This window comes from Isoptericola sp. NPDC055881 (assembly GCF_053615895.1).
Genome location: NZ_JBSHCR010000009.1, coordinates 23,929 through 46,448 on the forward strand (window position 1 = coordinate 23,929; position 22,520 = coordinate 46,448).

Genomic DNA, 22,520 nt, shown 5'->3' on the forward strand with positions numbered 1-22,520 from the left:
CCATCGACCCGCGGCCGGTGCCCCGGTCGCCTGCCTCAGTCGTCCAGGACCAGCGGCAGCTGCACGCGCGTGTGCTTGCCGCGTGCGATCCATGCCCCGCGACCGACGGGGAACTCCCCCTTGGCGGCACGCGGCAGCGACGTCTTGAGGATCGTGTCGCCGTCGAGGTTCTCCGGCTGCAGGATCAGGCCGCGGCGCCCGTTCTTCACCTCGCCGAGCAGCGGCCACGTGGCCGACCAGCCCGCGGTCTCCGCCTCGGCGACCAGCAGGTGGTCGCTGCCGCGGATCGCCTTCGTGAGGTCCTGGATCGGCTTGTCCGCCGGGGACTGCAGGTACTCGTTGATCCCCTCGATCAGGACGACGATGCCGGGGTCGACGTCCTCGTCCTGGACGGCGGCGAGCAGGTCCGTGGCGAGCGCCTTGACCTTCTCCACGCCGGTCGCCACCTCGGTCCACGGCAGCTTGTCCGCGATCGCGGAGCGCCCTTGCGCGAACAGGTACATCCGCGCGTCGGGGTTGGCGCGCAGCACCGACCGGGCGATCGAGACGAGCGCGTTGCTGCGCCCGGACCCGGGCGGGCCGGCGACGACCATCGTGCCGGTCGGCGCGAACGGCACCGGCCCCAGCGTGATGCCGTCCAGGCCCAGGACCGGCTGCCCGTCCACCTGCACGGGCAGCTCGCCCGCGCCGTACTCGGTGGGCAGCACGCGTACCTGGGGCGCGGGCCGCACGCCCGCGGACAGCATGGACTGGCCGAGCTTCTCGGTCGCGGCCGCCTGCGCGGACACCGACGTCGTGCCGCCGATGACGGCCACCTGGACCTCGAGCCCGTCCAGCAGCGCCCGGCCGTTCGGCGAGTCCGAGGTGATGACGTCGCGCGGTGCGTTGAAGGCCAGGTACCCGTCGTCCGTCATCCGCAGCAGGAGGTTGCGCTGCACCATCGAGCGCACGTACGTCGGCACGGCGCCCGAGCGGTCGGCGGTGAACACGACGTGCATGCCGAGCGCGCGGCCGTCGTTGAGGATGTCGCGGAAGACGTCGAACCACTCCGCGCGGCCGGCGCCGACCTCGAAGTCGTCCCGGAAGCCGGGGAAGCCGTCCACGAGCAGCAGGATGCGCGGCACGTCGGGCCGCCCGCTGAGCTGGCGGTACTCGGTGACGCTCGACGCCGACACCGCGGCGAAGGCCTCCCCGCGGCGCTGCAGCTCGTCGCGCAGCATGCGCATGAGCCCGACGACGCGCTCGACGTCGTCCCCGCGCGCGATCGTCCCGACGTGCGGCAGGGCGGACAGCATCCGCAGCGCGCCCGCCGCGAAGTCCAGGCCGTACACGTGCACGGGGCCGCCGCGCGGCGTGATGCCCGCCGCGGCCGCGAGCGTGCGCAGGGCCGTGCTCTTGCCTGCGCCGCCCGTGCCGTACACGCCCAGGTGACCGTCGACGTCGGGCACGAAGTACACCGGCCGTTGCGCCTGCTGCTCCGGGATGTCGGCGACGCCGAGCAGGAGCTCGGTGTCGGTGCGCTGGTGCAGGCGGGTGAGGTCGTAGGCGTCCGCCATCGAGTCGAGCCACGGGCGGCGCGGCACGGGCAGGCGCCCGGCCTCGAACGCCTCGCGGACCCGCGCGACGAGCCGCTGCTGGTCGTTGGGCCCGAGGTCGACGTCGTCGTCCACGGCGGCCGACGGGTCGACCGGCTCCTCCCACCGCTCCTCGCGGCCGAAGTGCAGGCCCGCGACCTCGATCGCGGCCCGCTCCGGGTCGCGGGTGCTCCAGGCCCCCGCGTACCCGGACTGGAACGCCTGGAGCCGGCCCGGTCCGGTCTTCACCACGCCGCGGCCCGGGATGGCCGGGTCGATGTGCGCGGCGTCCTTGATGTCGACGACGTCGCTGGAGTCGGACTCGTCGGCCATGCGCAGCGCCACGCGCAGGTTCGTGTTGGCGCGCAGGTTGTCCTTGATGACGCCCGCCGGGCGCTGCGTGGCCATGATCAGGTGGATGCCGAGCGAGCGGCCGCGCTGGGCGACGTCCACGACCCCGTCGACGAACTCCGGCACGTCGCCCACCAGCGCCGCGAACTCGTCGATGACGATGACGAGGGCCGGCGGGGTCTCCGGGTCGCCGCGCTTCTCCAGCTCGAGCAGGTCCTTGACCTTCTTGCGGTTGAACAGGTGCTCGCGGTGGTGCAGCTCAGCGCGCAGCGAGGTGAGCGCCCGCAGCACCAGGTGCTGGCTCAGGTCGGTCACGAGACCGACGCAGTGCGGCAGCTGGACGCAGTCCGCGAACGCGGAGCCGCCCTTGTAGTCCACGAACAGGAACGTGACCCGGTCCGGGCTGTACTCGGCGGCCATCGCCAGCACCCAGGCCTGCAGGAACTCCGACTTGCCGGCGCCGGTCGTGCCGCCCACCAGGGCGTGCGGGCCCTGCGAGCGCAGGTCGAGGTGCTGGGCGTCCAGGCCCGCCGAGCCCACGATGGCGCGCAGCGAGCCGGCGCGCTTGCGCGGCGCCACCTGGGTGCGGTCGTAGATCGACAGGTTCTGCCGCCAGCGCTCCAGCACGGCGGCCGGGTCCTCGAACAGGTCGTGGCCCAGCAGCGCGGGCATCGTCACGGACCGCGGCAGGTCCGAGGAGTCCGCGACGATGGCGCCCGCGTCGAACACCGGCGCCAGCCGGCGCCCGTAGTCGAGCGCCGACGTCGGGTCGACCGTCTCGAGCTCGACGTCGTCCACCCAGCGGCCGAGGCGCACCATGCCGACGCGCGGCCCGTGCTCGCCCAGGTCCACGAACGTGCGGCACGCCGCCGGGAGCGCCGCGGTGTCCGCGGAGATCCACAGGGGGTACACGCCCGCGTCCGGGCCCTGCTCGGCGAGCTGCACCAGGCGCGCCCGGTCGACGTCGATGTCGTCGGAGATCACGACGACCACCGCCGGCACCGGCGACCGGGTGCCGGCGTCGGCCTTGCTGCCGCCGACCTCGCCGCCCCGCTCCAGGGCGGCGTCGTCGTCGTCGATCGCGCCGCGCCGCTGGGCGCCGCCGCGCTGGGCGCGCAGGCGCGTCGTGACGAGCTCCTCGAGCTCGGCGACGAGGCGCGCCGCACCGCTCGCCGAGTCCGCCAGGTGGTGGCCCTCGACGGGGCTCTGCGGCGACGACGTGTGCGGGATCCACGTGAGCCACTGCAGGTGCGTGCTCCACACGGGGCTCACCATGCCGGTGACGACCAGCTCCGACGGCGAGTGCAGGCCGGTCAGCTGGAGCAGCACCGCGTTGAGGCTGCCGGCCACGGCGCCGGGCGGGCCCGCGAAGCCGAGCGCGCCGGCGTCGTACAGGTTCTCCACCACGGGCACGCCCGACACGTTCTCGTACCGCTGCACCACGGCGTCCAGGCGCTCCTGGTACTCCTTGACGAGCGCGCCCCGCGCCGTCTCCTTGACCGAGTTGCGCGAGGGCATCGTGCCGATGCCGAAGCGCACGTTGAGGAAGCTCCAGTGCTCCGGGCGTCGCGTCCACAGCATCGGGCCGTGCCGCATCGACTCGGTGAACACGTGCTGGGTGGCCGGCGCCTCGCGCAGGCGCACCGACCGCTCCTTCTCCTCCTCGCTCGCGAGGGCGTCGCGCAGGGAGTCGAGCCGCTCCTCGAAGCGTGCGACGTCCTTCTCCTTGCGCGCCTTGTCGCGCTTGCTCCGCGTGAGGTAGTTCCCCAGGAGCATGATCGGCGACATCGCGATGAACACCAGCGACAGCAGCCCGCGGCCCATGGCGATCATGAACCCGCCCATGAGCAGCGGCGCGAGCATGGCGAGCAGCGGGAAGGGCTGCGCCTCGGTCTCGGTGGGCACCTCGGGGGCGTCGAACTCCGTGCCCCGGTAGCGCGCCTCGACGCGCGGCGACCGCGTGAACGGGACCGGCCCGGCCTTGGGCGCCACGCCCGTGAGGGTCTGCGGCTTGCGCCGCTCGATCGTCATCACCGTGTCGCCTACGGTGACCCGCTGGCTGCCGTCCACGCGCAGGCGCTGCACGTGGTCGCCGTCCACCAGGAGGCCGTTCGCGGAGCCCAGGTCGACGACGTCGACGACGTCCGAGACGTCCAGGCGCAGGTGCTGCTTCGACACCAGCGGGTCCCGCAGCACGACGTCGCACCCCGGCGCGCGGCCGAGCACCCAGCTGCCCTCCGGCAGGTCGATGGAGCTGCCGTCGGCGAACCGCAGGCTGGCGCGCACGTCGCGCCCGCCCGGGTAGTCGAAGCCGGGCCGGTCGAGGTCGACGACGGCCACCTCCGCCCCCGAGCCGATCCAGGCCTCGCCGAGCGCGGCGTCGGCGGGCAGCCGCACGGGGCGGTCCTGCCCGGGCAGGCGTGCCTCCAGCGTCCGGCGCCGGTGGTCCACCACCCCCGGGCCGGCCGGGTCCACGCGGGCGATCGTCGAGGCGACCTCGCCGATCGTCGCGCCCGCGTCCGCGGTGACGACGACGTCGTCCTGCGTGGTGTCCGGGCGCCGGAGCGTCACCTTGACGCGCATCGCTCTCCTCGGTTGGTTCGGTCGGGTCGTTCGGTCAGGTTCGGTGCGGCAGGCGGGACGCCAGGTGTCAGCCGTCCCGGCCGCGGCGTGTGACCGCCAGGACCACGGCCGTCACGGCCGCGGCGGCGAGGGCGCTCAGGCCCACCACGCGCCAGGTCGCGGGGTCGGTCAGCTCGCGACCGATCGCGCGGTAGAAGTCGAGGGGCACGCCCGTGCCCACGCCGTCGGACAGCACGCCGGCCGTCACCACGATCACGAACGCGATCGCCGCGCCCCCGATCGCCATCACGACCACGAGCTGCCAGGGCTCCGGGCGCTGCCGCCGGGTCATCCGGCGTCCTTCGGGGCGGCGGTGTCGGCGTCCTTCGGGTCGGGGTCCGGCGGCAGGTCGAGCAGCGGCAGGTCGTCCGCCGTGACGAGCCGGGACGCGACCGCGTACTCGACGAGGCGCGCGCGCCGGTTGGTCGCCAGGCCGCCGGTGCCGCCGCGCAGGCCCTTCACGCCGACCCGGTCGAGCTTCTCGCACACGTTGTCGAGCTTGCGGTTGAACCGGGTCGTGGTCCACCCGAGGCGGGCGGCGGCGTCAGCGGAGGAGGGGATCTCCGACAGCCCCGTGCCGTCGCGCCGCAGCATCGGCTCGCACAGCGCCACCACCAGCTGCCGCTGGCTGACCGTGAACGGGATCATCCCGATCGTGGTCGCGCCGCCCTCGGGCTCCTCCGAGCGGATCTCCGCGTACGGCGCAGGGCTGAGGGCCGCGAGGAGCTCGTACGTCGTGGGGCCCGCGGTGAAGACGATCGACGTGCTCGGGAAGACGATCGGCAGCGACGTGCCCGGCGAGAGCCAGGACTGCACGCCGCCGGCGGCGTCGCACACCGTGGCCGACAGCCGGTTGCCGACGTTGCCCAGCCACCACAGCCCCGACGCGTGCGTGAGCTGCAGGAAGCGTCGGTGCAGGTACGGGTTGTCGTCCAGGGCGAGGTCGCCCTCACGGCCGATCTCGAAGACGGCCTCGGGGTCGGGCCGGAACCACTCGCCCGCGAACTCCAGGGCCAGGTCGCTCATCCCACGCACACTCCCTGCGGCTGCACGGAGAACGCGCCGCTGCGCACGACGACGACCTCGACGCACGTTTGCCCGGACTTCTCCTTCGGCACGGCGACGGTCGGCTTGGTGACCTCCTGGTAGTGCGCCTCGCCGAGTGCCTTGGCCTCGCGCCACCCGTAGGTGTCGCCGTCCAGCGGGTCCGGGTTGGTCCAGGTGAAGACGACCTTGTCGCCCTTCACCTTCCCCTTGAGGTCGGTCACCGACGGCACGAGGCCGCCGAGGTTGTCCGCGGGCGGGGCGGGGTCGTCGCCCTGGCCGGTGGCGACGGGGGTCACTGGGTCGTCCGCGTCGGACGCGTCGGGCCACAGCACGACGGCGAGCGTCACGACCAGGGCGGTCACGACGGCGGCCAGCCCCACCACGAGGGCGACGACCGCCCCGCTGCGGCGCGGAGGCGCCGCCTCCTCGGGGGCCGGCGGCGCGGCCACGGGGGCCGTCGCCGCGGGCGCCATCGAGCGGTGCACCGTGTCGCCCAGGTCGTCGGCGAGCACCGCCGACGTCCCCGTGACCGTGGAGGAGGCCGCGGTCGGCGCGGGCACGGACGCCGTCCATGCCGGGCGGGCCGCCGGGGCGGGCGCGCCGGCCGTGGCGAGCGCGGCAGCCGCCGCAGGCCCGCGCGGGTCGACCGACACCACCTCGCGCAGCCGGGTGCCGACCTCGTCCTCGTCGGCCGGGGCGTCGCCGTCGTCGTCGCGCACCTGGCCGCGGTCGTCGAGGAGGTCGATCGGCGTGACGGCGAAGGAGAGCTCGGTCTGCACGGCCTGGAGGGCGCGGGCGAAGGCGAGCGCCGTCGGGTAGCGGGCCTCGGGGTTCTTCGCCATCGCGGTGCTCAGCACGCGCTCGAGCGACGCGGGCACGTCGTTGCGGCCCGTGGTCTGCAGCGGCGCCGACTCGATCCGGGACACGAGGTCCGCGCTGGAGTTGGACCCGCCCGGCACCTCGAACGGGGTGCGGGACGCGAGCAGCGAGTACGTGGTCGCGGCCAGGCCCCACACGTCGGTCGCCACGCCCGTGCGCGGCGGCTCCGCGAACGACTCCGGTGGCGACCACGGGATCGACATGCCCTCCGCGCGGCCGGCGTCGTCCAGCGTGGACGAGATGCCGAAGTCCGTCAGCGCGGGGTGCCCGTACTCGGTGACGAGGATGTTGGCCGGCTTGATGTCACGGTGCAGGATGCCGGCGCGGTGCGACGTCTCGACGGCGCCCGCGACCTGGACGGCGATCCGCAGCACGTCCGGGACGCTGAGCCGCTCGCTGCGGTACCGGGCGCCCAGGTTGGGGCGCGAGCAGTACTCCATCGCGAGGAACGGGCGGCCGTCGGAGGCGACGTCCGCCTCGTACATCGTGACGATGGACGGGTGGGTCGACAGCGTGGCCATCAGGTCGGCCTCGGCCTCGAAGGCCTCCCGCTGACCCTCGTTCGTCCACTCGTGCAGCAGGACCTTCACGGCCACCCGCCGGCGTGGCCGGCGCTGCTGGTAGAGGAAGACGTCCGAGAACCCGCCCGACCCGATGAGGGAGACGTACTCGAACCCCTCGATCTCGGGCGGCGGTGACGGTGGGCGCTTGCGGCTCACTCAGAGGATCCCTTCGAAGGTCAGCGTGACGCCGTCGCCCAGGTCGACGACGTCGCGCGAGACGACCATGACCGGCTCGCCCGGGTGCAGCCGCAGCGGCGGCTGGCCCGACCGCAGCAGGGTGGTGCCGTTCGTCGTGCTCATGTCGCTGACCAGCACGTGCCAGCCCTCGAGCCGCACCTCGACGTGCGAGCGCGAGATGTCCTGCTGCGGGCTCGGCACGGTGACGAGCCGCGGGACGTCGTCGCCGGTGGCCCGCGGCGAGCGGGGCTTGCGACCGACGACGACGGGGCGGTCGAGCGTGACCCGCGGCCCCCCGCCGACGGCCATCGTGCCGAGCGGCGGGCGCGGCACCTGCCGCGCCTCCCCCACGAGCGACTGCCCGCACGTGGCGCAGTCGTCGCGCTGCGGCGGGTTGGGGTGCCCCGCGGTGCACGACCGCGCGAGGATCAGGGGCCGGCCCGGCAGCGGCGCGGAGGCGAACGCCGGCCCGGGCGGCACCGGCGCGCCGGGCGCCGGCTCCGCCGCGGCCGCGGGCGTCGTGGCCCGCAGGTCGGCGATGGCGGAGGACAGCACCGTGCTGCCGTCGATCTCGTCCACCGCCTCGGGCGCGGGCGCCGGAGGCGCCGGAGCCGGGGCGGGCGCTGCGGGAGCCGGAGCTGCCGGAGCGGGTGCCGTGGGGGCGGGCGCCGCGGGGGCGGGGACCGCGGACACGATCGCGGGTGCCGAGGCGGGCGCGCCCTCGGGCTCCTCGCCGTCCTCGTCCTCGTCCTCGTCCGGAGGACGGACGGCTGCCGCCTCGACGGACGAGTGGACGGTGGAGCCCCACAGGTGCCCGTAGCCCGTCGTCTCGTCCGGGGACGCCTGGTCCGGGGTCACCCGGTCCGGGCTCACCCGGTCCGGGCTCACCTCGTCGGGGCCCACGACGTCGTCCGCCCGGTCACCCTCGCGGGGGTCCGGCGCGGCCTCCCCGTCGCCCGCGACCCGCGGCACGTCGTCGGGCACCACGGTCAGGCTGGGCACCATCGTCGCCTCCGGCGCGATGGTGGCCTCGCCGGCCAGGGCTCCCGGGGGCGCCGGTTCCGCGACCGGGACGGGCACGGAGATCGCCGGCCCCACCGGTGCGGAGGGCACCGGCGGCGCAGGCGGCGACGGAGCAGGAACAGGAGCAGGAGCAGGCGTCTGCGACGCCGCGGGCGTCGGCGCGAAGGGCGCGGCCGGACCGTCGTCCTCCCACGGCTCGCGCACGCGCTCGGGGTGCCGGACGGGCGCCGTCGGCAGCGCGTCGCCGGTGAGCCGGGCGCCCACCGAGGTCACCAGGGTCACGCCCGCGTCGAGCGGGAGGGCGCGGGCGTCCACCAGGTGCTCGGGCTCGCCCACGCCCACCTGCACGGACAGGTCCACGACCTCGTCGAAGGTCCGCTCCGCCCAGGTGGTCACACCCTCGCCGGAGACGTGCTCGCGCCCGCCGGCGCGGTCCACGGTGACGGACGTCGCGCCACGGCTGGCGACCTGCACCCGGCGACCGTCGACGACGGCGATCGCGAACGGCGGCAGCGACGCGAGGCTCGCGCCGAACGACCCGGTGAGCACCTCCAGCACCGGCACCACGCCGCCGCCGTCCCCGAGCCGCGTCCACAGCTCGTCGACCAGCTCCGGCGTCACCTTCTCCGGCAGCACCACCACGGCACCGCCCCGGACCACGGCGTACGCCGGCCCGATCACGTAGCGCACGGTCACGTCATGGCCCCCTTCCACGGCGACCGCCGCGGCACCGTGTCCTCGTCGTCGTCGTGGCTCCCGCGCCCGTCCCTCGGCGCCGTGCTCTCCAGGGCCTCCGTCAGCCCCGTGGCGTCCACCACGATGACGGTGATGTTATCCCGGCCGCCCGCGACGAGCGCCTCGCGGACCAGCCGCTCGGCGGCCACCTGCGGGTCGGCCTCGACGAGCAGCACCTCGGCCACCCGCCGGTCGGTCAGCTCCGCGGTCAGCCCGTCGGAGCACACGAGCATCCGGTCCCCCGGGTGCACGGGCAGGTACCAGAAGTCCGGCTCCGGGTCGTCGGGCGCGCCGAGCGCCCGCGTCACGACGTGCCGGCGCGGGTACGTCAGGGCCTCCTGCGCGGTGAGGCGGCCGGCGTCCAGGAGCTCCTGGACCTCCGAGTGGTCCACGCTGACCTGCTCCAGCACGCCGTCGGCGCTGCGGTAGGTGCGCGAGTCCCCCATGTTGACGACCAGCCAGTACGGCTCGCCGCCCTGCTCGGTGAGCACCACCCCGGCGAGCGTCGTGCCGGCGCCGCGGCCGGGCGCGGTCTCGATCGCGCGGACCGCGTCGTGGGCGGCGCGCACGCGCCCCCGCACGGCGTCCACCCCGACGACGTCCGCTCCGCCCAGGGGGGCGAGCGCCTCGACGGCCGCCGCGCTCGCGACCTCTCCCGCGTCGTGCCCGCCCATCCCGTCGGCGACGAAGAAGACGGACCCGCCCGCGAGGTAGGAGTCCTCGTTGAGCTTGCGGCGGGCGCCCTGGTGCGTCGCCGCGCCCCAGAGCAGCCCGAGGCTCACGGGGACGGTCATGCGCCCGCGTCCTGCCCGACGACGGTGAGCCGGCGCGCGCCCGCCTGCACGACCCAGCCCGCGCCGACCGTGACCGGCCGCCCCGCGGTGAGCTCGTGCACGGCGCCCGTGGGGTCGATGACCGCGCTGCCGTTCGTGCTGCCGAGGTCCGTGACCTGCAGCCCGTCGGCCGTGGGCACGAGCTCGAGGTGCGTCTTGGAGACCGACCGCGTCGGGTCGTCGACCCGCAGCAGCGTCGCCGGGGCGCCGCCGTCCTGCTGCGGGTGGCGGCCGACGAGCGTGCGGGTCGCGACGTGCACCCGGCGCTCCGGGTCGACCTCGACGACGATCCGCGGCGGTGCGCTGCCGTCGCCGGTGCTGCGGCGCGAGGAGACGCTGAACCGCGTGGCCTCCAGGTCCTCCAGGTCGTCCGCCACGGGGGCCGGCGCCGCGGGTTGGACCGGTCCGACGGGTGCGACGGGCGCGACGGGCGCGACGGGTGCGGGCGCCTGGACGGGCGTCGACACGGTGCCGATCGGTCGCTGCGAAGCCGTGGTGGGCGCGGCCTGCTGCGCGGGCGCGGCGGTGCCGGCGGCCCCCCGGTGCACGGTGTGCGCCTCGATCCCGGACAGCCCCGCGCCGGCAGACCCGGCGGGTGCGACGGGTTCGGCGGGTGCAGAGGCGGGTGCCGCGGGCGAGGACCCCGGCACGCCGGTGATCACGCCGCCCGCGGGTCCGTCGGCACGGCCCTGGCCCGCCGGGAACGCCCACGGGTCGGCCGACGCGGCGGCAGGTGCCCCGACGGGTGCGGCGGCGGGGGCGCCGGCGATCCCGGGGCTCGCGGGCGAGGCGGGGGCGAAGCTGCGCGGCGGCGCGTCGCGGACGTCGCGCACCAGGCTGCGTGCGGCCTTGTCCTGCCAGCCCTGCCGACGGCCGGAGGAGTCGAACGTCGGCGAGACGAGCACCAGCACGGTCCCGACGAGCGGCACCACGCCGCAGCCGGCCAGGACGAGCCAGCGCAGCAGGCCCCGCCCCGCGCCGACCGGGCCACCGCCGTCGGCGGCGACCGTCCGGATCCCGAGCAGGCTGTTGCCGACCGTGCGGCCCGCCAGGCCGTCCCACAGCGCCAGCCCGAGCCAGCCGAGGAAGCCGACCAGCCCGGCGACGACGTACATGACGACGAAGGCGCCGAGCACCTCCTGCTGAGCCGCCGTCTGCCCCATCTCCGTCGTCGCCGCGCCCAGGTCCGCGAGGCGGGCCGGCAGCCGCGTCGCGATCGCGACGACCGCCGCCACGACGCCGGTGAGCAGGGAGAGCGCCAGCAGGTCGAGGACGTAGGCGCCGGCTCGCCGGCCCACGCCGGCGAGCGGCAGCTCCGCGGGTGCTCCCGGCGATGCTCCCGGCGTCCCGGCGGCGCCCTGCACCAGCCCGGCGGGCGCGCGGCGGGTGCGCTCGCGCAGCTCCGGCTCCGTCGTCACCTCCAGGCTGGAGGTCGGCGGCCCGGAGGCCGAGGCCCCGGGCGCCGAGGGCGTGCGGTACGCGGTCGCCACCGTGGGCGTGCCGCACACGGAGCAGAACGCGCCGCTCTGCTCGCTGGCACCGCAGGCGGTGCACGTCGTGGTCATCGATCCTCCTGCCGCCGGGCGCGCTGCCTGCGGCGTCGCGCGCGCGCCATCCTGTCATGCACCGGACGGACGACCGCCCGGCCGGCCCGGGCCAGCGCCGCGGGCACCGCGGCCATCCAGCCGCGCAGCACCGCCGGCAGCGGCGGGGCGTCGGCGCCGCGCACCGAGCGCAGCGAGAGCCGGGCCGCGACGCGGCGCCGCCACGGCACGCCGGCGCGCATCTCCCCGACCGCCGAGTCGACGTCGGCCCAGTACTGCGCGACCTCGTCGTCGGTGGGGGTCTCCGCCCCGAAGACCGAGGCGTCCGCGCGGTGCGCGAGCAGCACCGTGCCGCTGCTCGCCGTCGGCAGCCTCTCCGCCAGGAGGCGTGCGCCCTCGCGGCGGGTCGCCGCGCGCGGCACGCCGGCCCCGAGGTCCGTCGCCACGTCGACCACCTCGCGCCAGCCGCCCGAGACCCGGTCGGCGAGCACGGGGGCCGTGCGGCGGCTCCGGCGACGGCGGCGCTTGTAGCCGAGGATGAGCAGCAGCGGCAGCGCGACCAGCGCCAGCGGCACGCCGACCGTGACCGCGATCATCGCGACCTGCCGCCAGTCGATCGCGGACTGGTCGTCGTCCTGGTCGTCCTCCTCGACGTCGCCGGCCTCCGCCTGCGGCGGCTCCTCGGGCGACTCGGGCGTCTCGAGGACCGGCGGCTTCGGCACCTGCTTGGAGCGCGGCAGCGGCTCCACCTTGTTGTCCTCGTCCGGGATGACGTCGAACGGCACCCAGCCGTACCCCTGGAACGGCACCTCGACCCAGGCGTGCACGTCCTCGCCGGTGACGACGTACGGCTCGCCGGACTTCAGGGCGTCCTTGTCCGGGTAGAAGCCCATGACGACGCGGGCCGGCACGCCGGCCTGCTGCGCCATGAGGGCGAACGCCGTGGCGAACTGCTCGTCGTCGCCCACCATCTCGTCCTGCGCCAGCAGCGCGTCGATCCGCGCGGCGGAGTGGCCGGGGCGCGACGGCGGCTGGTTCTCCAGGCCGCTGGAGTACACGCCGGTGGCCTTGAGGGTGTCGCGGATGTTGACGAGCCGCTCGAAGGGGTCCGTCGCGTCCGCGGCGAACTGCGCCGACTTGCCCGGGACGGCGTCGGCCACGTCCTGCGGCTTCGGGAGGTCGACGTGCTCGATGGGCGTGGAGGCGAGCGTCTTCTCGTCCGGCGGCGCCGCCACGACGGCCTGGAGCTCGTACCCGTCGCCCGGCTGCAGGCCGGCCGTGGTCAGCGCGGTGCCGGACGTCGCGTTGTAGTACGTGCCGGCGGCGAGCTCCGCGGCCCGGTCCCCGGTGTACGTGATGCCGGCGAGCTGCCCGACGTCGGGGACCCACACGCCGGAGTACCCGAGGACCGTCACGTCGACCGGGCTGCGCGTGCCCGCCGCGACGGTGTCCACGACCTCGCCCGCGCGGTTGAACACACCGGTCGCCCGGCTGCTGGACGCGTCGTAGACGGTGCCGGCGTACGTGTCGAGCGTCGCGAGCCGGACGCGGCCGCCCTCCGGCATGCCGGTGACGCTGAACAGCTCGGTCTCGGCGAGGTCCTTCGTGTAGTGCCGGAAGCCGACCAGCGGGCTCGTGTACTGGTGCAGGTCGAGCGGCGGCGTGATCAGCTCGCGCAGCGCCATCCGCTCGCCCTGCGCCGCCTGGGGCGCGACGAGGACGGCGGCGACCCCGCCGAGGGCGAGGAGCACGGCGCCGCCCCGGACGCGCTGGGCGCGCAGGCGACGGGTGGCCGACCGGCTCGCGTCGGACAGCAGCCGGTTGGCGCCCATGCGGCTCTCCGCCGCGCGCCACGACGCCCACAGCAGGCCGACGACGGCCACCACGAGGCCCTGCACCAGCGGGTACGCGGGCAGGATCGTGCCCAGCAGCGCCACCCCGGCCAGCGCGACGACGACGGGCAGCAGCGCCCAGGCCGCGTGCCGCGCGCGCCACGCGATCGTGCCCGCGAGCACCGCCGTCAGGTACAGCAGCAGGTACGGGACCACCGCGAGGTCGGGGAACGACGCGATGGGCGGCACGGTGGTGACGAACGCCTTCCAGCCCTGCACCGCCCCGACCGCGAGCTCCTGCAGGGTCTCGAGCGAGGGCACGACGCCCGCGATCGCCGTGCCCGGCAGCGCGAGCACCCCGCCGAACAGGAAGTAGGCCAGCACCGTGGCGCCGGTGGTCAGCAGCACCGACCAGCGCAGCCACGCGCCGAGCCAGGCGACGAGCAGGCCGAGGACGGCCCCGCCGAGCGCGGGCACCAGGTAGCCGGTGGTCCCCCACGCCGGGCCGAAGCCGACGGCGACGACGCCCAGCAGCGCGAGCAGCACGCCCCCGTCCACGGCGCCGGCGGCCGACGTGGCGCGGCCGCGGTCCTCGCGGCGCGCGGCGGCGCGGGTCGTGCCCGCGCGCACCGACGTGCGCGACGTGCCGCCCGTGCGTCCGGTGCTGCCGGTGTGCCCCGCGTGCGAGGTCCGGTCGTCCGGGTTCTCGGCGGGGGCGTGGCCCTCAGTCATTCATCCTCCGCAGCGCGTTCGGCAGGTCGGCCAGCTCGCCGAGCGTCAGCACCTGCATGTCGGCCACCCGGCCGCGGCTCACCTTCGCGCCCGGCACGCACTGCATCGCCACGAGGCGGGCGTCGACGGGCAGGCGCACGGCGGCGGCACGCAGGTCGGTCGGGGTGACCCGGGAGCCCACGACCACCGCGACGACGGACGCGTCGGTCACCGTCGCGGACGCGACCCGCGCCACCTCCGCGAGGCTGGTGCGGGCGGGGCTGAGCTCGAGCCGGGTCAGGTCGTCCAGCAGGCGCGTGCGGTGGTCGCCCCGCACCCGGCCGCGCTGCACCAGCACGGTGAGGCCGCCGTCCTCGCGGATGGCCTGCAGGCCGAGCGACCCGCACACGGACACCGCGAGCTCGAACTCCTCGGGGTCGGCGTAGTCGTCCTCGCGCGTGGAGAGGATGACGGCCAGCCGCGAGCGGCGCGTCTCCTCGAACTGCCGCACCATGAGCTGGCCCGTGCGGGCCGTGGACTTCCAGTGGATGTGGCGGCGGTCGTCGCCCGGCACGTAGTCGCGCAGGGCGTGGAACGACACGTCCGAGTCGGAGATGTCCGGCGTGACGCGGCCCTCGAGGTCGTGCAGGAGACCCGTGGACGACCCCGACAGCGGCAGCGTGCGCGGGTGCACGAACAGCTCCTCGGGCTCCGTCCACGTGAGCTCGCGGCGCAGCAGGCCCAGCGGGTCGGCGCGCACGGAGCGCACCGGGCCCAGGGGGATCACCGCGCGGCGGTGGGTGGGGACGGCGAAGATCTCCTCGTGCTCGCTGTCGGGACGCAGGCGCGGCACGGGGAACGTCGCGATGCCCTGCCCCACCTGCAGCTCCATCACGGCGGGCAGCATGGTCCGGGTCGAGCCGTTGCGCACCAGCAGGCGGCCGACGGCGCGGTCCCCCACGACCACGCGGCGCGACGCGACGTCGAGCGTGACGTCGTAGCGCAGCCGGCCGAGCACGAAGACGACCGCGCCGAGCAGCGCCACCGTCACGGTCGCCGCGACGACGGCCCACTCCTCCCAGCGCAGCGCGACGCCGGCCCACCAGGCCGCGGCCGTGAGCGCGAGGACGGCCCAGCCGAACGGCGACACGACCCCCAGCACGGGGCTGGTGCGCGCCCAGGCGCGGGCCACGGCGGGGCGGACGGCGCCCACGGCGGAGGCGCCCGCGCCGCGCACGCCCGCAGTGAGGCGGCCAGGGAGGCGGCCAGTGAGGCGGCGCGGGGCACGACGCGCGGGCCCGGCCGCGGGCTCGGGCGTCGCGACCGCGGGCTGCTCGGCGGGCGCGTCGGTCTCCCGGTCGGTGGTGGTGGTCATGGGGTCGCCTCCTCTCGGCGTCGGGCCGTGCGGACGGTCAGGCGGAGCGGCGTTCCTGCGGGGCGGCCACGTCGCTCAGCAGGCGGGAGATGGTGCCCTCGGCGGTGGCGCCGCCGAACTCCGCCTCCGCGTCGAGGACGAGACGGTGCGCCCACACGGGCTGCAGCAGGTCCTTGACGTCGTCGGGCAGCACGTAGTTGCGCCCGTGCGCGGCCGCCCACACCTTCATGCAGCGCACCAGCGCCAGCGCGCCACGCACCGAGACGCCGACGTGCACGTCGGCCGCGGCGCGCGACTCCTCCGCCAGGCGGGAGACGTACTCCAGCACGGCCGGGTCCACGTGGGTGGCGGCGGCGAGGTTCGCCATCTCCACCACGGCCTGGCCGGTGATGACGGGCTGCAGGGCGGCGCTGCGGTCGCGCACGGCCGAGCCCGCGAGGATCTCCACCGTCGATGTGAGGTCCGGGTAGCCGATCGAGGTCTTCATGAGGAAGCGGTCGAGCTGCGCCTCCGGCAGGCGGTAGGTGCCCGCCTGCTCGATCGGGTTCTGCGTCGCGACCACCATGAACGGGCTGCCCGCGTGGTGGGTGACGCCGTCGACGGTGACCTGGCCCTCCTCCATGACCTCCAGCAGCGCGGACTGCGTCTTCGGCGAGGCGCGGTTGATCTCGTCCGCGAGCACGATGTTCGCGAAGATCGGGCCCTTGTGGAACTCGAACGTGCCCGTCTTCTGGTCGTAGATCGTCACGCCGGTGACGTCCGACGGCAGCAGGTCGGGCGTGAACTGGATGCGGTGGTTCGTGCCCTGCACGCTCGCCGCCATCGCGCGGGCGAGCATGGTCTTGCCGGTGCCCGGGGCGTCCTCCAGCAGCAGGTGGCCCTCGGCCAGCATGCACGTCAGCGCCAGCCGGATCTGGTCCTCCTTGCCGAGCACGGCCTGCGCGACGTTCCCGACGATGCGGTCGAAGGTCTGGGCGAACCAGGTCGCCTGCTCGGGGGTCATCGTGCTCATCAGGGGGTTCTCCCAATCGTCAAGCTCGGTCTGTCGGGGGTGTCGGCGGTCGGCACGCGGGTCACCGCGGCCACGCCCTGCGTTCGGTCCACTCCGGGTGGCCGTCGACGGTCAGCCACACGTCGGCACCGTTCATGATCCCGGCCACGCAGTACAGGTTCACGTACCCGCCGGCGGCCAGGTAGGCGGTCTGGGTCGAGAACATGCTGGTCGAGCCGCCGGAGTTGTCCCAGCAGTGGAAGTCGTACGTCCCGGACGGGAAGTCGGCGTTCGCGTTGGCCCGCACCCGGGTGCAGTTGCTGGTGTTGCACCCGTTCACCCGGTACACGATGCCCGAGTCTGTGGCCCAGATCTTCGGGTTCGGCGGCGGCGGGGCGGTCGTGCGGCCGCTGTCGGAGGCCGACACCGACCCCGCGCTGTTCGTCGCCGTCACGGTGACGCTGTACGACTTGTTCCCCGAGGTGTAGTCCGGGGAGCCGCTCACGTCGATCCGGCCGGCGGAGCTGCCCGACTTCGTGCCGTCCGACCCGGTGAGGGTCCACTTCAGGGAGCCCGAGTCGCCGTGCCAGGAACTCGGCCCGCTGACGGTGAAGTACCCGTCGGTCGACGACGCCTGCGTCCAGACCACCCGCGGCGCGTCCGGCTTGGCGTACACCTTGACCCCGCCGGTGCTCCCGCTGAGGGCCGAGGTGCCGCCAGCGTTCGTGGCCTGCACCTGGAAGGTGTAGGTCGTCCCCTCGGACAGCCCCGACGTGAACCGCAGGCTGCCGGCGCCGCCGGAGGCCGTCATCGCCTGTCCGTTGCTCGCGACGACCCGGTAGGAGGTCACGGGCGAGCCGTTGGCGTCGGCGGCGTTCCAAGAGATCACCGGGACGCCGCTGCTGTCCTGGGCCTTCACGCCGGTCGGGACGCCCGGCTTGCCGTACGGCACCACCTGGTTCGACGCCGGGCTGGCCGCGCCCTGGCCCGCCTTGTTCTCGGGCACCACCGTGAACGTGTACGCGGCCTCGTTGTCCAGGCCCGTCGCGTGGTAGAGCGTCTCGGTGGTGTCCTCGGTCTTCACCACCGCGCCGCCCTGGAGGGTGGACACGTGGTACGTGATGGCGCTGTCGCCGTTGCCGTCCGGTGCGGGCCAGGTGACGTCGATCCGGCCGCCGAGCTCGTCCGCCACGCGCGTCGCGGACGGCTGACCCTGACCGAGCGGCACGCCGGCGGGGATCTCCTCCGCCGAGGGGGCGCCCCAGTCGGACGGGTCGGGCGCCTTGTTCACGGCCTGCACGGCCACGGTGTACGCCGTGCCGTTGGCCAGGCCCTCCCAGGTGTACGACTGGCCCGTGACGCAGGAGACCTCCGAGACTCCGGTCGCGGGAGCGGGCGAGATCCGCAGGTTGACGCACGTGATGGCCGAGCGGTCGGTGTAGGACGCGTTGACCCAGGTGACGTCGATCGCCTTGTCGCCGAACGCCAGGGTCGGTGCCGCCGGCGGGTCCGGCTTCTCGTCCGGCCGTGCCTCGGCGGAGGCCGGGGACGCCGGGGAGTCGCCCACCTCGTTGGTGGCCACGACCTTGAACGTGTACTTCACGTCGTTGGTCAGCCCCTCCAGGGTGCACGTGGTCGTGGGGCAGTCGAACGAGTCGCCCCGGTTCGACGTCACCGTGTACCCGGAGATGTCCGCGCCGTTGTTGATCGGCGGCGTCCACGACAGCACGACCGTCTCGGAGCGCACCTCCTCGACGACCGGCGTCGCGGGCGCCTCCGGCACCCCCAGGACGGTCAGCGTGATGCGGCCCTCGACGAGGCGGTCGGGGTCCTTCGTCGCGTCCTGCACGCGGTAGGACGCCACCAGCGTCCCGACGAAGTCGCCCGCGGGCGTGACGACGACCTTGTCGCCGTCGACGACGGCGTCGCCCTCGCCGGTCTCCACGCCGCTGCCGATCAGCTCCAGCCCCTTCGGGTCGAAGGGGTCGATGTCGTTGGCGAGGACCGGGACGGCGACGGCCTTGCCCTGGTGCGCGCCGTCGACGCTGTCGGGGTTCGCCTTGGCGAGCGGTCGCGTAGACGCGACGACCGTGGCGGCGAGCGTGCCCTGCACGGGCTTGTTCTCGCCGTCGGACACCGTGAACGGGATCGTCAGGCTGGCGCCCTTGACCGCCTCGGGTGCGGCCTGCAGCGTCACGACCGAGCCCGTCAGCGACGCCGTCAGCCCCTGCGGCGCGGAGCCGAGCGAGAACGACAGCGCGTCACCGTCGGGGTCCGTGGCGAAGCGTGCCAGGTCGACCGTGCTCTCCTCGCCGGCCGCGACGGAGCCGGACGGCGCACCGGGCTCGGGGGGCAGGTTCTCCGGGGGCAGCACCGTGATCGGCACCTGCACCACGGCGGTGTGCGCCTCGTCCTCGGGGCCCTCGCCCAGGCCGTCGGTGACCAGCACGCTCACGGCGGCCGGCCCCACGTAGTCCTCCTGCGAGGTGTACACGAGCCGCTGGGCGTCCTTCACGACGACGGTGCCCGCGACGGCGCTGGCGCTGCCCGCGTCCGCGATCGCGACCTTCCCGCCCTCGGCGACGACGACGGCGTCGCGGAGGTCGACGGTCAGGGCCTCGCCCGACTTCACCTGGAGCGGCGAGAAGCTCGGCTTGAGCATCGGCGCGGGCCCCTCGGGGTCCTCCGCGTCGTCGGCGCTCGGCTTCTTCGTCGCCGGCACCTGGACGAAGGCCTTGCCCTGCAGCCCGTCCTGGTCGGTCACGGTGTAGGTGAGGACCTGCCGCTCCGCGGTGAGGCGCACCTCGATCGTGCCGTCGGTGCCCACCGTCGCGGTGTCCGCGTCGGCGGTGACCTGCAGGTCGCTCGCCGCGCCGTCCGGGTCCTCGTCGTTGTCGAGCACCGGCACGGTCACCGACGACTGGTCGGGCGTGATCGCGCCGGGCAGGACGATGTCGTCGCGGGCGATCGGCGGGAGCAGCGGCGCGTCCGCGGCGACCTCGAGCGTCACCGCGCCCATGGCGCGCGCACCCCACGTGTCCTCGATCGCGTAGTAGAAGCCGTACGAGCCGTCGTCGTCCGGCGTGCGCACGACGACGCGACCCTTCTCGACCTTCGGCGCCAGGGGCTCCTTCGCCTCCAGGGCGCCCGGCACGAGGCCGAACTGGTCACCGTCGGGGTCGGAGTCGTTGCGCAGCGGGGCGACGACGACGTCGCGGCCGGGCCGCGCCGTGACCACGTCGTCCTCCGCGACCGGCGGGTGGTTGGTCGTGGGCGGCGGCGCGATGCCGATCCGCACCGCGCCCTCCGCCGTCGCGCCCCGCGCGTCGACGACGGCGTACGTCAGCGTGTCCTGGCCGACGACGCCCCGCGTCGCCTTGAAGTCGATGTAGCGGCCGTCGACGATCTCGGCGATGCCCTTGGCCGGCGGCCGCACGAGGTTGACCAGCTGCACGGAGTCGCCGTCCGGGTCGGCGCCGTCCAGCGGCACCTGCACCCGCACGGTCCCCCCGGACACGACGCGCGCCTGCGCGTCCGGCGGGGTCGGCGGGCGGTTCTCCTTGCCGTCGCGCACGTGGATCGTGACCTGGGCGGAGTCCTCCTGCCCGTTCTCGTCCGTCACGGTGTAGATCGCGTACGCGGTGGTCGCTTCCTTGCCCGCCCGGAACCGCAGGACGCCCTCGGAGACGAACAGCTCGCCCTGGTCCGGCTCGACGTCCTGCACCAGCTCGTCGTCGAGGGTGAGCTCGAGGCCGTCCGGGTGCGTGTCGTTGTCGAGCACGTCGATGTTGACGTAGTCGCCCACGCGCACCGTCACCTCGTCGGCCGCCGCGCTCGGGGGCTGCAGCCGCGTCGGCGCCGGCACGGGCAGCACGCGGACCTGGCCGGTCGCCGTGCCCGAGCCGTTGGAGACCGTGTAGGTGAGCGTGACGACCTCGGAGATGCGGCGGCTCTCGGTGACGCGCAGCATCTGGTGCCCCAGCACCGCCACGGCCACGCCCGCGTCGTCGGGCACGTCGACCGACTGCACCACGAGCACGCCGCCGCCCGGGTCGCTGTCGTTGGCGAGCACGTCCACCAGGGTGGACCCGCCCGCCGGCAGCAGGGCCGTGTCCGCCACGACCACGGGGTCGCCGCTCAGGGCGTCCGGGTCGAGCACGTCCACGCGCACGACGCCCGTGGTCGCGCCGGGCCCGTCGGTGACCTGGTAGAGCACGTCGTAGGACTTCGGCTCCTGCGCGAGGAACGTGAAGGTGCCCGCGTCGTAGTTCGGCGTGATCCGGGCCGGCGAGGCCTCCGAGACGCTCGCCAGGCGCAGGTCGTCGCCGTTCGGGTCGGAGTCGTTCTTCAGCGGCTCGACCGTCACCGGCTGGCCGGCGGCCACGACCACGTGGTCCCCGACCGCGACGGGCGGCTTCTGCGTCGCGCCGACGACGTCGACCCACAGGGTCCCGTCGACGACCTTGCCGCGCCCGTCGCCCACCGTGAGCGCGACCTTCTTGCGGCCCGTCGTCTTGCCGTCGTCCCGGAACTCGACCGTGCCGTCCGGGTAGGCCCGCACCTCGTCGCCCTTGACCGTGGACGACGCCGTGGCGAGGAGGACGTCGTCGCCGTCCGGGTCGCGGAAGTACGACAGGACGCGGATCGAGCCCTTGCCGCCCTGCGGCACCGTGAGCACCGGCTCGCCCGACTGCTCGGGGGCGTCGTTCTGCGACCACGGCACCACGCTGAGGTGGACGGTCGCCTCGTCGTGCCCGCCGCGGCCGTCCGACACGACGTACGGGAACGTCACCGACCCGGTCGCGTCCTCGGGGACGACGGCCTGCAGGGCCGCCCCTCCCAGCACCTCCTGCACCGTGACGCCGTCGGGCTGGTCGCCCGCCAGGCTCGCGGTGATGACGTCGCCGTCCGGGTCGAGGTCGTTCGCCAGGACGTCGAGCACGGTGGCGCGGCCCGGCCGGACCCCGAGCTTGTCGTCCTTCGCGACCGGCGGGTCCTGCTTCTCCCGGTCGACGATGCTCTGGTCGACCATCTCGGGGGTGTCGTCGTCCGCGTTGGGGTCGTCGCCGTCCCCCTCCTCCGGCAGCTGGATGTCCCAGTCGTCGACCTTCTCGTACTCGTCGAGCGCCATCCACAGCGTGCCGGCGGTGAGGTCGTTGAGCACCACGTTGCCGCGGTTGACGCGGTAGGTCAGGCGCGTGTCCTGGTCGATGCCCTCGAGCACCCGGTCGACGTCGCGGTCCGTGCCCTCGCAGTCGCGCACGATCTGGCCGCTGCCGGACCACGCGCCGTAGAGGCAGCCGCCCAGCTGGACCGGGGCGGCGGGCGTGCCGGTGGCCCGGCGCGTCGTCGCGGCGCCGCCGTCCAGCGGCTGCACGGCGAGCGCGCTGCTCGTCGCGTACGCCACGGCGGCGGACCCCGCGCCCGGCAGCTGCAGCTGCGCGCCCTGCGCGTCCGCGACGTCCACCACGTCGCCGCCCGGCAGGCGCAGCGAGCCGCGCGTGCGGTCGAGGACCACGAGGTCGTCCCCCACCGTGGTGAGGACGACGTCGTCGCCCTCCGCCGTGAGGCCCAGGTCGGTCGTGCGGGGGGCCTCCCCCGGCGCCAGCGTCCACAGCACGTCGCGGGCGGGCACCACCGCGTACACGATGCCGGTCTCGGAGACGACGACGCGCGCGGCGCCGTCGAGGTCGACCGTCGGCTTCGCCGGCTTCCCCTTCGTGCTCGTCAGGTTCAGCGCGCCCAGGCGGTCGACGGTCGTGACCCACAGGGAGCCGGACTCGTCGTCGACGACCGCGACCCGGCCCCCGCCCATCGAGGTGCGCGCCCCGGCCGGGACGTCGGTGCTGGAGTCGAACTTCAACCGCGCCGGGTCCACCAGGTTGGCGCTGTTCGAGCCCTCGTCGGTCACCAGGACCTCGCTCGCCTGCTGGTCCACGTCGAAGGCGGAGCTGCCCGCGAGCATGGTGCCGTCCAGCGAGCGCGCCTCCGTGTTGAAGCGGCCGACCAGGCCCGAGGACTCGTTGGTGACCCACACCCCGGAGTCGTCGAGGTCCATGTCGGCGGTGGCCTCACCCTGGGAGAGCACCGCGGCGGCGACGAGGCCCCCGGAGAGCGCGAGGACCACCGTGGTCGAGATCGACGCACGACGATCGGCGCGCAGGCGCGAGAGCACGCTCACTGTTCCCCCGGAGTGTGATGGCGCCGGCCCGCCGACGCCCCTCGTCGACCGCACCCAGCGCCCGCACAGGATAGCCAGAAGC

11 protein-coding genes are annotated in these 22,520 nt (G+C 75.1%); all 11 read right to left on the reverse strand.

Going from position 1 to position 22,520, the window contains the following annotated elements; all coding sequences use genetic code 11:
• Positions 1 to 35: 35 nt before the first annotated feature.
• The 11 genes from ACWGKI_RS04675 to ACWGKI_RS04725 all read right to left on the reverse strand — a co-directional run bounded on the left by ACWGKI_RS04675 (position 36) and on the right by ACWGKI_RS04725 (position 22,438).
• Positions 36 to 4,508 (reverse strand): FtsK/SpoIIIE domain-containing protein, encoded by a 4,473-nt coding sequence (locus ACWGKI_RS04675; protein WP_452185063.1) that lies wholly within the window; start codon positions 4,506 to 4,508, stop codon positions 36 to 38.
• 67 nt (positions 4,509 to 4,575) lie between these two features.
• Positions 4,576 to 4,839 carry a hypothetical protein gene (locus ACWGKI_RS04680; RefSeq protein WP_380242593.1) on the reverse strand — a complete coding sequence of 88 codons (264 nt, stop codon included), beginning with the start codon at positions 4,837 to 4,839 and terminating at the stop codon, positions 4,576 to 4,578.
• Positions 4,836 to 5,573 carry a hypothetical protein gene (locus ACWGKI_RS04685; RefSeq protein ID WP_380242595.1) on the reverse strand — a complete coding sequence of 246 codons (738 nt, stop codon included), beginning with the start codon at positions 5,571 to 5,573 and terminating at the stop codon, positions 4,836 to 4,838. Before ACWGKI_RS04685 ends, ACWGKI_RS04680 begins: the two co-directional genes overlap by 4 nt.
• The gene (locus ACWGKI_RS04690) at positions 5,570 to 7,192 is read right to left on the reverse strand and encodes a serine/threonine-protein kinase (RefSeq protein ID WP_452185066.1); all 1,623 of its coding nucleotides are present in this window, start codon (positions 7,190 to 7,192) and stop codon (positions 5,570 to 5,572) included. Before ACWGKI_RS04690 ends, ACWGKI_RS04685 begins: the two co-directional genes overlap by 4 nt.
• A complete protein-coding gene (locus ACWGKI_RS04695; RefSeq protein ID WP_452185068.1) occupies positions 7,193 to 8,932 on the reverse strand; it encodes a hypothetical protein in 1,740 nt (579 codons plus the stop codon).
• A complete protein-coding gene (locus tag ACWGKI_RS04700) occupies positions 8,929 to 9,765 on the reverse strand; it encodes a PP2C family protein-serine/threonine phosphatase (RefSeq protein ID WP_380241934.1) in 837 nt (278 codons plus the stop codon). Before ACWGKI_RS04700 ends, ACWGKI_RS04695 begins: the two co-directional genes overlap by 4 nt.
• Positions 9,762 to 11,369 (reverse strand): RDD family protein, encoded by a 1,608-nt coding sequence (locus tag ACWGKI_RS04705; RefSeq protein ID WP_452185070.1) that lies wholly within the window; start codon positions 11,367 to 11,369, stop codon positions 9,762 to 9,764. The genes ACWGKI_RS04700 and ACWGKI_RS04705 overlap by 4 nt, the downstream gene beginning before the upstream one ends.
• Positions 11,366 to 13,912, reverse strand: coding sequence for a transglutaminase domain-containing protein (locus tag ACWGKI_RS04710; RefSeq protein ID WP_452185072.1), 2,547 nt, complete (start codon positions 13,910 to 13,912; stop codon positions 11,366 to 11,368). Before ACWGKI_RS04710 ends, ACWGKI_RS04705 begins: the two co-directional genes overlap by 4 nt.
• Complete coding sequence (locus ACWGKI_RS04715; RefSeq protein WP_452185074.1) at positions 13,905 to 15,266, reverse strand: DUF58 domain-containing protein; 1,362 nt, start codon at positions 15,264 to 15,266, stop codon at positions 13,905 to 13,907. Before ACWGKI_RS04715 ends, ACWGKI_RS04710 begins: the two co-directional genes overlap by 8 nt.
• A 37-nt stretch (positions 15,267 to 15,303) precedes the next feature.
• Positions 15,304 to 16,278: an AAA family ATPase gene (locus tag ACWGKI_RS04720; protein ID WP_380241943.1), complete on the reverse strand. Its 975-nt coding sequence runs from the start codon at positions 16,276 to 16,278 to the stop codon at positions 15,304 to 15,306.
• 61 nt (positions 16,279 to 16,339) lie between these two features.
• Positions 16,340 to 22,438 carry an Ig-like domain-containing protein gene (locus tag ACWGKI_RS04725; RefSeq protein WP_452185076.1) on the reverse strand — a complete coding sequence of 2,033 codons (6,099 nt, stop codon included), beginning with the start codon at positions 22,436 to 22,438 and terminating at the stop codon, positions 16,340 to 16,342.
• Positions 22,439 to 22,520 lie beyond the last annotated feature (82 nt).

Coding starts and splice junctions, on each gene's coding strand:
- ACWGKI_RS04675 (WP_452185063.1), bottom strand. CDS start 4,508: ATGCGCGTCAAGGTGACGCTCCGGCGCCCGGACACCACGCAGGACGAC.
- ACWGKI_RS04680 (WP_380242593.1), bottom strand. CDS start 4,839: ATGACCCGGCGGCAGCGCCCGGAGCCCTGGCAGCTCGTGGTCGTGATG.
- ACWGKI_RS04685 (WP_380242595.1), bottom strand. CDS start 5,573: ATGAGCGACCTGGCCCTGGAGTTCGCGGGCGAGTGGTTCCGGCCCGAC.
- ACWGKI_RS04700 (WP_380241934.1), bottom strand. CDS start 9,765: ATGACCGTCCCCGTGAGCCTCGGGCTGCTCTGGGGCGCGGCGACGCAC.
- ACWGKI_RS04705 (WP_452185070.1), bottom strand. CDS start 11,369: ATGACCACGACGTGCACCGCCTGCGGTGCCAGCGAGCAGAGCGGCGCG.
- ACWGKI_RS04710 (WP_452185072.1), bottom strand. CDS start 13,912: ATGACTGAGGGCCACGCCCCCGCCGAGAACCCGGACGACCGGACCTCG.
- ACWGKI_RS04715 (WP_452185074.1), bottom strand. CDS start 15,266: ATGACCACCACCACCGACCGGGAGACCGACGCGCCCGCCGAGCAGCCC.
- ACWGKI_RS04720 (WP_380241943.1), bottom strand. CDS start 16,278: ATGAGCACGATGACCCCCGAGCAGGCGACCTGGTTCGCCCAGACCTTC.